Raw genomic sequence first — 7782 nt, 5'->3', positions numbered from 1 at the left:
CCACCGCACTCACCCTCTTCGACACCACCCTCACCACCCCCCACCCCCACCTCCTCCTCACCGGAACCGACCGAACCACCCTCCGCAAACGAGCGGAACTCGGTGAACTGCCGTCGATCCTGCGCGGATTGGCGCCGTCGAAGGAGAAGCGCGCCACCGGGGGCGGGACGAGCGACTGGGCACGCCGGTTCGCCGAGGCCCCGGAGGACGAGCGCGGCACGCTGCTGCTGGACCTGGTCCGCGCGCACATCGCGGCGGCACTCGGGCACGGTTCGCCGGAGGGCATCGATCCGGACTCGGCGCTCAAGGAACTGGGCTTCGACTCGCTGATCGCCGTGGAGTTCCGGAACCGTCTCGGCGCGGCCGTCGGGCTGCGGCTGCCGGCGACGCTGGCGTTCAACTACCCGACGCCCCGCGCGCTCGCCGAACACCTCGGCGACCGCCTCGCCCGCGAGGCCGCCGACGGCGCGGGCACCGGGTCGGGCGGGGGCTCCGGTCAGGTCACGGACGACGCCACGGCGTTCGCCGAACTCGACCGCTTCGAGAGCCTCCTGCGGACGGTCTCCGACGATGCCCGTGAGGAGCTCACCACCCGGTTGCGCCTGCTGCTTACCGAACACTCCGCCCCACACGCCACGGACGACTCACTCGCCGTCGCCCTCGACGAGGCGACCGACGAGGAGATGTTCGACCTGATCGACAACGAGCTCGGCACCGCTTGGGAACAGGACTGAATTCGATGACGGTTGAAGAGAAACTGCGGGACTACCTCAAGCGCGTGACCGCCGACCTCCAGAGGACCCGGGCGCGCGTCCAGGAGCTGGAGTCCAAGGAGCACGAGCCGATCGCGATCGTGGGCATGGCCTGCCGCTACCCCGGCGGCGTCCGCTCCCCCGAGGACCTGTGGCGACTGGTCACCGACGGCGTCGACGCGATCGGCGAGTTCCCCACCGACCGCGGCTGGAACCTCGACACCCTCCACCACCCCGACCCCGACCACCCCGGCACCAGCTACACCCGCCACGGCGGATTCCTCTACGACGCCGCCGACTTCGACCCCGAGTTCTTCGGCATGAGCCCCCGCGAGGCCCTCGCCACCGACCCCCAACAACGCCTCCTCCTCGAAACCGCCTGGGAGACCCTCGAGAACGCCGGCATCGACCCCGCCGCCCTGCGCGGCACCCACACCGGCGTCTTCACCGGCGTCATGTACGACGACTACGGCAACCGGCTGACCCAGGCCGCACCCGACGGCTTCGAGGGCTACCTCGGGACGGGGAGCGCCGGCAGTCTGGCCTCCGGGCGGCTCTCCTACGTGTTCGGCTTCGAGGGCCCGGCCATCTCGGTGGACACGGCCTGCTCCTCCTCCCTCGTCGCCCTGCACCTGGCCGCCCGCGCGCTGCGCAACGGCGAGTGCGACCTCGCCCTCGCCGGCGGGGTCACCCTGATGGCCACCCCCGCCGCCTTCATCGAGTTCAGCCGCCAGCGCGGCCTGGCCCCCGACGGGCGCTCCAAGTCCTTCGCCGCCGCCGCCGACGGCGCCGCCTGGAGCGAGGGCGTCGGCCTGCTGCTGGTCGAGCGGCTCTCCGACGCCCGCCGCAACGGCCACCGGATCCTCGCGGTCGTCCGGGGAACGGCCGTCAACCAGGACGGCGCCTCCAACGGGCTCACCGCGCCCAACGGTCCCTCCCAGGAGCGGCTGATCCGCCAGGTGCTGACGGAGGCGCGGCTGCGCCCGTCCGACGTGGACGCGATGGAGGCCCACGGCACGGGGACCGAGCTGGGCGACCCGATCGAGGCGGAGGCCCTGCTCGCCACCTACGGCCAGGACCGGCCCGACGACCGGCCCCTCTGGCTCGGCTCCATCAAGTCCAACATCGGCCACACCCAGGCCGCCGCCGGCGTCGCCGGCATCATCAAAATGGTGCAGGCCATGCGCCACGAGGTCCTTCCCAGGACCCTGCACGTCGACGCTCCGTCCCCGCACATCGACTGGGACGCCGGGCGGGTGGAGCTCCTCACCGAGAGCCGGGCCTGGCCGCGTACCGACCGGCCGCGCCGCGCGGGCGTCTCGTCCTTCGGCATCAGCGGCACCAACGCCCACGTCGTCCTGGAGGAGCCGGCCGCCGCCGACGCCGCGCCGGCCCCGGCGGAGGGGACCACACCGCCGGTGGTGCCGTGGCCGCTCTCCGGCCGCACCCCGGAGGCCCTGCGCGCGCAGGCGGCCGGGCTGCGGACGTTCCTGGCGACCCTGCCCGACGACCGCCTGGCCGCCGCCGGACGGGCGCTGGCCCTGGAGCGGGCCGCGCTGACCCACCGGGCGGTGGCGACCGGCGCGGACCGGGAGGAACTGTCCGCCGCCCTGGACGCGGTCGCCGACGGCAGCACCGCGCCGGGCCGGGTCCTCGGCGGCAAGGTCGCCTTCCTGTTCACCGGCCAGGGGTCCCAGCGGCCGGGGATGGCCCGCGGCCTGTACGAGGCCCACCCGGTGTTCGCCGAGGCGCTGGACGCCGTCCTGACCGAACTGGACGGCCACTACGAGGTTCCGCTGCGCGAGGTGCTGTGGGGCGCCGACGAGGAGGCGGTCCGGCGGACCGGCAACGCGCAGGCCCTGCTGTTCGCGGTCGAGGTGGCGCTGTTCCGGCTGGTCGAGTCCTGGGGGGTGCGGCCGGACTTCGTGGCCGGGCACTCCGTCGGTGAGATCGCGGCCGCCCACGTCGCCGGGGTGCTGTCGCTGGCCGACGCCTCCACGCTGGTCGCCGCGCGCGGCCGGCTGATGCAGGAGCTGCCCGGGGGCGGCGCGATGGCCGCGATCCGGGCGACCGAGGAGGAGGTCCGGCCGCTGCTGTCCGACGCGGTGGGGCTCGCCGCGGTCAACGGCCCGCAGTCGGTGGTGGTCTCGGGCGACGGCGACGCCGTCGCCGGGATCGTCGCGCACTTCGCGGAGCAGGGGCGGAAGACCAACCCGCTGCGGGTCTCGCACGCCTTCCACTCACCGCTGATGGCCCCGATGCTGGACCGGTTCCGCACGGTCGCCGAGTCCCTGGCCTACCGGGAGCCCGCGATCGCGGCCGTGTCCACGGTCTCCGGCGGTCCGGCCGAGGGCTGGGCGTCGGCGGACTACTGGGTGCGGCACGTCTCGGCGGCCGTCCGGTTCGCCGACGCGGTGCGCGGCCTGCGCTCCGCGGGCGTCACCGCGTTCGTCGAGATCGGCCCGGACGCGGTGCTCTCGGCGGCGGGGCCGGAGTCCGCGCCCGACGCCCTCTTCGTCCCGCTGATGCTCCGGGACCGGCCGGAGGCGGCCGAGCTGACCGCCGGACTCGGGCAGCTCCACGCGCACGGCGTGCGGGTCGACTGGTCGGCGTTCTTCGGGCCGGCGGACCGCGTGGACCTCCCCACCTACCCGTTCCAGCACCAGTCGTTGTGGCTGCACCCCACGGACAACCCGTCCTCGTCCGGCTCCACCGCCCGGCACCCGCTGATCGGCGGAGCGGTCGAACTGCCCGACGGAAAGGGCCGGATCCTCACCGGCCGGGTCACCGCCGCCGCCCACCCGTGGCTGGCCGACCACGCCGTGCACGGCGTCACCGTGCTGCCCGGCGCCGCCTTCCTGGACCTCGTCCTGCGGGCGGGGGCCGAGAGCGGGCTCACCCGGGTCGCGGAGCTCACCCTGGAAGCGCCGCTGGTCCTGACCGACGGCGCTCCGGTGCGGCTGCACCTCACGGTGACCCCGGGCGGCCCGGAGGGCGGTGCCGCCGACGTCCAGCGGGTCACCGTCCACTCCCGGTCCGGCGACGACCCGGAGCAGCCCTGGATCCGCCACGCCGACGCCGTCCTCACCGGCCCGGGCCACGCGGCCGCCGGGGGCGGCCGCGCCGGTGCGGTGGACGGCCGGGTCCCGGACGACGCCGTCCCCGTCGACACCGAGGAACTGGCCGACCGACTCGCCGGCCTCGGCCACGGCGGAGCCGCCCCGCTGGCCGGACTGCGGGCCGCCTGGCGGGCCGGGGACACCGGCTACGCCGAGGTCCGGCTGCCCGACGACGCCGAGCAGGGCGGGTACCTGCTCGACCCGCGCCTCGTCCAGACGGCCCTGGCCGCCACCGGCGACCCGGCCGACGAGCTGCGCGCCCCGGTCGCGTGGCAGGACGTCACCGTCCACACCACCGGAGCCCGGACGCTCCGGGTCGCACTGACCCGCACCGGGCCCGACACCGCCTCGGCAGCGGTCCACGACGGCTCCGGCACCCTGGTCGCCACCGTCGGCTCGGTGCGGCTCGGACCGGTCCGGGCCGCCGGGCTCCACGGCCCGGACGCGGACACCGGCTACCGGCTCGACTGGGTCCCGGTGCCGCCGTCCGCCGAGGCCGCGACCCGTTGGGCGGTCCTCGCCGAGGCCCAGGACGAGGAGGCCCAGGACGAGGAGGCCCTCGCCGCCCTGCCCGCCGAGCGGCACACCGACCTCGCGGCGCTCGCCCGCGCCGTCCGGGAGGGCGTGCACCCCGCCCCGGACGCGATCCTGCTGGCCCTCCCGGGCAGCGGGCCCGAGCCCGGCCCGGCCGCCGTCGCACAGACCGTCCGGGCGCTCGACGCCGTGCGGGACCTGCTGGCCGAGGAAGTCCTCGGCGGCTCCCGGCTGGTGGTCGTCACCCGCCGCGCGGTCCCGGCCGGTGGCCGTGCCGGTGCCGGTGCCGACGGCGACGGCGACGGCGACGGCGACGCTCCCGAGGATGTCCTCGATCCCGGCCAGGCGGCCGTCTGGGGCCTGCTGCGCTCGGCCCAGAACGAGCACCCCGGCCGGTTCGTGCTGCTCGACGTCGAGGAGCAGGTCACCGAGGCCGTGCTGCGCGCGCTGCCGACCGCCGGCGAGGACCAGTTCGCCGCCCGCGCCGACGAGCTGCTCGTGCCCAGGCTGGTCCGCGTGCCGCTCGCCGAGCCGGCCGCGCCCGGGGCACCGGAGCGGGACGAGGAGGCACCGGCAGGGCCGCTCGACCCCGACGGCACCGTGCTGGTGCTGTCCGGCGACGGAGACCTCGCCGAGCCGCTCCTGCGGCAGCTGGTCGCCGAACACGGCGCGCGCCACCTGCTGCTCGCCCGCGTCTCCGGGGCCGAGCCGCTCGACACCGCCGGTCTCACCGCCCTCGGGGCGACCGTGGCCACGGTGCCCGACGGGATCGGCGACCGCGCGGACCTCACCGCACTGCTGGCCGCCGTCCCGGACGGACGCCCGCTGACCGCCGTCGTCCACGCGGTCGAGGAGGCCGGCAGCCCGCTCACCGCCCTCACCCCCGAGCACCTCGACGCCGCCCTGCGCGTCCGGGCCGGGCTCGCCTGGGACCTCCACGAGCTCACCGCCGGCGCCGGGCTCGGCGCCTTCGTCCTCTTCTCGTCCGCCGCCGGCGCCCTCGGCGCCCCCGGCCGGGCGGACCGGGCCGCCGCCGGGGCGCTCCTCGACGCCCTCGCCGACCGTCGGCGGGCCGAGGGACACCCCGTCCTGTCGCTCGGCTGGGCACCGGAGGAGCAAGCGGACCGGGCCAGGCCGGAGCCCGCCGCACCCGACGGGCTCAAGCCCCGCTCCACCGGGCACGCCCTCGCCGCGTTCGGCCTGGCGCTGTCCGGGGGACGGCACGGCGCACTGCTGCCCGTCGAACTCGACCACTCCGAACTCCGCAGGCACTCACGGGCGTTGACCCTGCCTCCGGTGTTCCGGAACCTGGTCCGGGTCCCGGCCGCGGGCGCCACCGCCGTCGACAACCGCGCGTGGGCACGACAGTTGCGCGCCCTGTCCGAGGACGAGCAGCTCAGGACCGTCCTCGAGCTGGTCCGCGGGCGGATCGCCGCCGTGCTCGGACACCGGACCACCGACACCGTCGATCCGGACCGCCCGCTCCAGGAGCTGGGCTTCGACTCGCTCACCGCCGTCGGCCTCCGCAACCGGCTCCACGAGGCGACCGGGCTCGACCTCCCGGCGACCCTGCTGTTCGACTACCCGACCGCCGCCGCGATGGCCGGCCACCTGCGCTCCGAACTCCTCGGCGTCCGGGGGAGCACCGCCGTGCCGCTCACCGCGGTCCGGTCCGACGACGACCCGATCGTCATCGTCGGCATGGCCTGCCGCTACCCCGGCGACGTGCGGTCCCCCGAGGACCTGTGGCAGCTGGTGGCCGAGGGCCGGGACGCCATCACCGGCTTCCCCGACAACCGCGGCTGGGACCTCGACGCCCTGTACCACCCGGACCCCGAACACCTCGGCACCTCCTACACACGTGCGGGCGGGTTCCTGCACGACGTCGCCGACTTCGACGCCGACTTCTTCGGCATCAGCCCGCGCGAGGCGCTGGCGATGGACCCGCAGCAGCGGCTGCTGCTGGAGACCGGCTGGGAGGTGTTCGAGCACGCGGGGATCGACCCCTCCTCGCTGCGCGGCAGCCGGACCGGTGTCTTCACCGGCACCCACGACCGGGACTACGGAACCCTGGTCGCCGGGCACGAGAGCCTGGAGGGCTACCTGATCGTCGGCAACTCGGCGAGCATCCTCTCCGGCCGGCTGTCCTACACCTTCGGGCTGGAGGGCCCGGCCGTCTCCCTGGACACGGCGTGCTCCTCCTCGCTGGTCGCCCTGCACCTGGCCGCGCAGTCGCTGCGCAACGGCGAGTGCGACCTCGCCCTCGCCGGCGGCGTCTCGGTGCTGGCGACACCCGCCTCGTTCGTGGAGTTCAGCCGTCAGCGCGGGCTGGCCCCCGACGGGCGCTCCAAGTCCTTCGCCGCCGCCGCCGACGGAACGGCGTGGTGCGAGGGCGTCGGCCTGCTGCTGGTCGAGCGGCAGTCGGACGCGCTGCGCAACGGCCACCGGATCCTCGCGGTCGTCCGCGGCTCGGCGGTCAACCAGGACGGGACCACCAGCCAACTGTCGGCGCCCAACGGCCCCGCCCAGCAACGGGTGATCCGCCAGGCCCTGACCAACGCCGGACTCACCACCGCCGACGTCGACGTGGTCGAGGCCCACGGCACCGGGACCCGGCTCGGCGACCCCATCGAGGCCCAGGCCCTGCTCGCCACCTACGGCCAGGACCGGCCCGCCGACAGGCCGCTGCGCCTCGGCTCGATCAAGTCCAACATGGGCCATGCGGCGGGAGCGGCGGGTGTCGCCGGCATCATCAAGATGGTCGAGGCCATGCGGCACGGCACCATGCCCCGCACCCTGCACGTCGACGCTCCGTCCCCGCACATCGACTGGGACGCCGGACGGGTGGAACTCCTCACCGAGGCCCGCGACTGGCCCACCGAGGACCGGCCGCGCCGCGCCGCCGTCTCCTCCTTCGGCATCAGCGGCACCAACGCCCACATCATCCTCGAACAGGCCCCCGCCGAACCGCCCGCCACCGGCGATCACGAAGACGGCAGCAACGACACCGGCGCCACCAACGACGAACTCCCCGTCACCTGGCGTCTGTCCGCGAAGTCACCCACCGCCCTACGCGACCACGCCCGACGACTCGCCGACCACATCCACACCCACCCCGACCTCACCCCCACCACCATCGCCACCACCCTCGACACCCGCACCCCCTTCACCCACCGCGCCGCCGCCACCGCCACCACCCGCGACGAACTCCTCGACGCACTCAAGGCACTGGCCGCCGATCAACCCCACAACCGACTCATCCAAGGCACCAGCACCCCCGGAAAAACCGTCTTCGTCTTCCCCGGCCAAGGATCCCAATGGCCCGGCATGGGCCTCGAACTCCTCAACACCTCACCCGTCTTCGCCGAACACCTCCA

General features: G+C 75.3%; 2 protein-coding genes. Both read left to right on the top strand.

The window, feature by feature from the left end:
* A partial coding sequence (locus tag ABZ449_RS41295; RefSeq protein WP_360357104.1) for an acyl carrier protein occupies positions 1-734 on the top strand: 734 nt, incomplete at its 5' end.
* Positions 735-739: 5 nt separating this feature from the next.
* The coding region (locus tag ABZ449_RS41290; protein ID WP_360357101.1) for a beta-ketoacyl synthase N-terminal-like domain-containing protein at positions 740-7782 on the top strand (7043 nt) is incomplete at its 3' end.

Origin of the sequence: Kitasatospora sp. NPDC005856, assembly GCF_040629945.1 — a bacterium.
GTDB lineage: Bacteria > Actinomycetota > Actinomycetes > Streptomycetales > Streptomycetaceae > Kitasatospora.
The sequence above is the reverse complement of the archived record's forward strand: the minus strand, read 5'-3'. Positions and strand labels throughout refer to the sequence as shown.